Below are 3,950 nucleotides of genomic sequence, written 5' to 3'. Positions count from 1 at the left end.
TGCGACCATTCGGGGAACGTAGTGGTCTCGGAAGTTTTCCCCGACGCCTGAGAGCGCATGACGAACTTCGACGCCCGCAGATACGAGCACGTCCTCGGGCCCGATGCCCGACAGTTGCAGGATGCGCGGCGAGTTGATGGTCCCAGCGGCAAGGATGATCTCGCGCCTTGCGCGAACGGTCGTCCCGGGGCCGTTGGTCGAATCGTAGGGCGCATGGACCACGCCAACCGCACGCCTGCCATCCAGCACGATCCGGACGATCCGCGCCTTGGTGCGCAGTTCTACGTTCTTGCGCCGCAGTGCAGGCCGCAGGAAGGCCTGCGCCGAACTCACACGGCGACCATTCCGTATCGTACGCTGGTAGAGGCCGACACCGGCCTGTTCCCTTCCATTGTGATCCCTATTGCGCGGAATGCCGATCTGTTGGGCTGCCTCGATGAAGGCGTCGAACAGGACGTGCGGCCAATCCATGTCGGAGACGGCAAGAGGGCCGTCCTTGCCGCGATACTCGGGATCGCCTTCGGCAAGCCGGTTTTCGCTTTTGCGGAAATAGGCCAATACGTCGTCGTAGCCCCAGCCGCGGTTCCCCAATTGCGCCCAGGTGTCGTAGTCGTGGCGCTGACCACGATTGTAGACCATGCCGTTGACCGAACTCGACCCTCCGATGGCGCGGCCCTGAGGCAGGCTCATCGATCTTCCGTTCAGGGCTGGGAGTGCGGGACTTTCGAACTGCCAGCTCGTCCTGGGATTGTAGACGGTCTTGAGAAAGCCAGCTGGTATGTTGAAATATGGACTCGTGTCCATCCCCCCGGCCTCAATCACGCAAACGGTGCTTTTTCCGTCCGCGCTAAGCCGGTCGGCGAGAAGGCATCCTGCGGTGCCCGCGCCGATGATGATGTAGTCGAAGCTGTCCTCGTCCATTCTCCACCCTTGTGACCAGGCTGGAGGTCAATCTTTCTGCCGACATGCCTGGGCATCTTTTCGGCTGCTGGATTAGGCGAACGCATGCGGCGTCGCAAACCAAATTCTCTACCCAAGGTGTGACATCTCCTCACAAGTGGTGTTTGCCTGCAACTCGCCACTCCGGCAACGGATTTTGCAGGCTGTCGGCTTTGCGGTTTTCTCACAGGGGCGGGCGCAAAACTGTCTGGATTTTGCGTCCCGGTCATTATTCAAAGCCTTGCGGCTTCCCGCAGAAGTCCGTGCGACCACAGGAGGCAAGGATGCTGAAATCGCGCACAGTGATGAAGGTCTCGCCGGGAGCGGGCAATCTGGGCATCGATACACGAATGCTGGCGCCGCCGAGAGAAGGAGAGGTGCTTCTCAAGATAAAGCGCGCGGCGATCTGCGGGACCGACCTTCACATCTATCACTGGAACGACTGGGCCGCGCGGAACTACGAGACGCCGCTGGTCCTCGGGCACGAATTCTGCGCCGAGGTGTTGGAGACGGGACCGGGCGTAACGTCGGTGAGCATCGGGCAGATCGTTTCCGGCGAAACCCACTTGTTCTGTGATAGGTGCGAACAATGCAGGGCCAACCGCCGCCATACGTGCCTCAACCTTCGCTTGTTCAGCAAGTCGGGGTTCGGCTGCTTTTCGGACTACAGCGTCGTGCCCGCGAACGCGCTCCGTGTTGTTCCCGATCGGATTTCAATGGACACCGCAACGGTTCTTGAGCCGCTTGGTGTTGGTGTACGCGCGGCGATGGAGGGCGACGTTTCCGGCAGGTCGGTTCTGGTCACCGGTTGTGGGCCGATTGGGCTATATACGATCGTCGCGGCGCGCGCTCTGGGAGCAGCAAGCATCACGGCTGTCGATTTGTCCAAACGACGTCTTGAGATGGCGATCCGCGCCGGTGCTGACGAGGCCCTCGCACCTCAGGTCCCTCCCGAATTTATGATGACGGCCGACGTTGATCTGGTCATCGATGCCAGCGGCAGCGCGGACGCGATAGAGAGCGCGATGGAGATGATCAAGCCTGGTGGCAAATTGCTGCTGGTCGGCTTGCCGGGCCGCAACCTTTCCATTCCACCGGTGCGACTGATCAACCGTGAGATCACCGTCACCGGTATATATGGAAGGCTCATCGACGAAACGTGGCTTGAAATGGAAAGACTTTTGACAAGCGGCCGCTTGCGACTGGATGCAATCGAGACATGTGAGTTTCCGATGACGGAATTTGACGCGGCGTTCGAGCGTGCCGCTTCGGGAACCACTGGAAAAGTCCTGTTCAACCTCGATTCGTGAGAGGTGTGGCTTTCGGGCGCGGGCAACGGTTTGTGATTGCAGGTCACAGGCTAACACTTAAATCTCGATTGCTGGAAAGCGCACTGCTCCACTATCGAATAATTGGTGAGGAGTGGCGGAGGCGATCTCCGGAGAATCTGCGGTGGATGGGCGCAACCCCGTGCATGGCATATCCAGAGCTTGCCGACATGCTCTACTCAGCGATCCGGGAGCTTTGCATCAGCGGGAGGTTTTGATGCGTCTTTTGAGGAATTCTTATCTTGTTTCGGCAGCGGTGATGGTCGTCGCAACCAGTAGCGCATTTGCCGAAGGGCCGATGCCAATGAACAAGGGCGCTGACATCACGGCAATGTGCGGGGACAAGCCCGCGATCGTGGCCTTGGCCGATGGCTATGGCGGCGACACCTGGCGCAAGATTTCGCTTGCGGAATTCAAGGACGAGGCGTCCAAATGCTCGAACATCACTCGGGTTCTCTACACTGATGCCGGCGGAGATCCTCAGAAGGCGACCAGCGACCTGAACAGCCTAGTGGCGCAGGGCGCCAATGTGATCGTTGTAGCGCCGGACTTCTCGCAGTCCCTGATTCCGGCTATGCGCGCGGCCATGAAGGATGGCGTCGTCGTCGTTCCATACAATGCCAAGGTAAACGGCGAGGCGGGCAAGGATTTCAGCGCCAACGTGGTGCAGAACGTCGACTCCATCGCGGCGGAATGGGCCAAGTGGCTTCATGAGCATATCAAGGAGGGTGGTCTGCTGTATTTCAGCGGCCCTGCCGGTACGGCCTACTCAAAGAACTTCAACGAGCGCATCAAGGCAAATATTGGCAACTACCATGGCCTGAAGCCCCTGAGCCAGGACTACATCGTCACCAACTGGAATCCGGCCGATGCCCAGAAGGCTGCTGCCGGTGCCATTGCCACCTATCCGAAGATCGATGTTGTTGCTGTCGACGTCGGGCCTGTCGGCTCGTCCGTCGTTCGCTCGTTCCAGCAGGCCGGTCTTGAAGTTCCTGCCGTCGTCAGCATGGCGAGCAACAATGAACTGAACTGCATGTGGGCCGATGCGAAGGCGGCCGGCAAGCCGTTTCCGTATATCACGCTCGATGGCACGACCTATCAGACGCGCATCGCATTGCGTCGCGGCCTTTCGCTCTATGAAGGCACGAAGGACAGCGACGGCACCGAAGTCGCGGCATTCGTCTACGCAGACAGCCTGGGCGGCAAGGAGCCGTTCTGTGACAAGTCCGCGCCGCTGGATGCGGATTTCTCGGGCGGGCTGACGCCGGACGCTCTCAAAGCGATCTTCAAGTAAGACACTTACGGCTGCATCGATGAAAACCCTGTCTCTCGAACTCAAGGGTGTGAGCAAGTACTTCCCTGGAGTACGGGCGCTCGACAAGGTTTCCTTCGATGTGGCCGCCGGCGAAATCCATGGACTTGTCGGCGAGAACGGTGCCGGCAAGTCCACGCTGATGGGCGTCGCCTCCGGCGCTCTCATTCCCACCGAAGGCGAGGTCATTCTTGCAGGCACCCGTCTCAATGGCGGAACTGAAACGGCCAGAGATCTGGGTCTTGCCATAGTCCGGCAAGAGCCTTCGCTCATGCCGGATCTGACGGTCGCGGAAAACATGTATGTGGGACTGCCTCCCGAGCAGCGGCCGTCACCCGCGCGGGCTAGCCGGGTGACCGACGACATCCTGC

At 59.9% G+C, this 3,950-nt stretch carries 4 protein-coding genes; 3 read left to right on the top strand and 1 reads right to left on the bottom strand.

What is annotated here, in order from left to right:
* The coding region (locus EOA60_RS22460; protein WP_206628191.1) for a GMC family oxidoreductase N-terminal domain-containing protein at positions 1 to 921 on the bottom strand (921 nt) is incomplete at its 3' end.
* A 302-nt stretch (positions 922 to 1,223) separates the two neighbouring features.
* Between EOA60_RS22460 and EOA60_RS22455 the strand changes: the two genes are divergently transcribed.
* The 3 genes from EOA60_RS22455 to EOA60_RS22445 form a co-directional block, all read left to right on the top strand.
* Complete coding sequence (locus tag EOA60_RS22455; protein WP_164748472.1) at positions 1,224 to 2,249, top strand: alcohol dehydrogenase catalytic domain-containing protein; 1,026 nt, start codon at positions 1,224 to 1,226, stop codon at positions 2,247 to 2,249.
* 277 nt (positions 2,250 to 2,526) lie between these two features.
* Positions 2,527 to 3,561 carry a substrate-binding domain-containing protein gene (locus EOA60_RS22450; RefSeq protein ID WP_206522133.1) on the top strand — a complete coding sequence of 345 codons (1,035 nt, stop codon included), beginning with the start codon at positions 2,527 to 2,529 and terminating at the stop codon, positions 3,559 to 3,561.
* Between the two features lie 19 nt (positions 3,562 to 3,580).
* Positions 3,581 to 3,950: ATP-binding cassette domain-containing protein (locus EOA60_RS22445; protein ID WP_164899465.1), on the top strand; the 370-nt coding region annotated here is incomplete at its 3' end.

Source organism: Mesorhizobium sp. M1A.F.Ca.IN.020.06.1.1, from assembly GCF_004023265.1.
In the GTDB taxonomy this organism is placed as follows: domain Bacteria; phylum Pseudomonadota; class Alphaproteobacteria; order Rhizobiales; family Rhizobiaceae; genus Mesorhizobium.
The sequence above is the reverse complement of the archived record's forward strand: the minus strand, read 5'-3'. Positions and strand labels throughout refer to the sequence as shown.

Excerpts from the sequence above, each read along its gene's own strand:
- EOA60_RS22450 (WP_206522133.1), top strand. The coding sequence starts at position 2,527 with ATGGTCGTCGCAACCAGTAGCGCATTTGCCGAAGGGCCGATGCCAATG.
- EOA60_RS22455 (WP_164748472.1), top strand. The coding sequence starts at position 1,224 with ATGCTGAAATCGCGCACAGTGATGAAGGTCTCGCCGGGAGCGGGCAAT.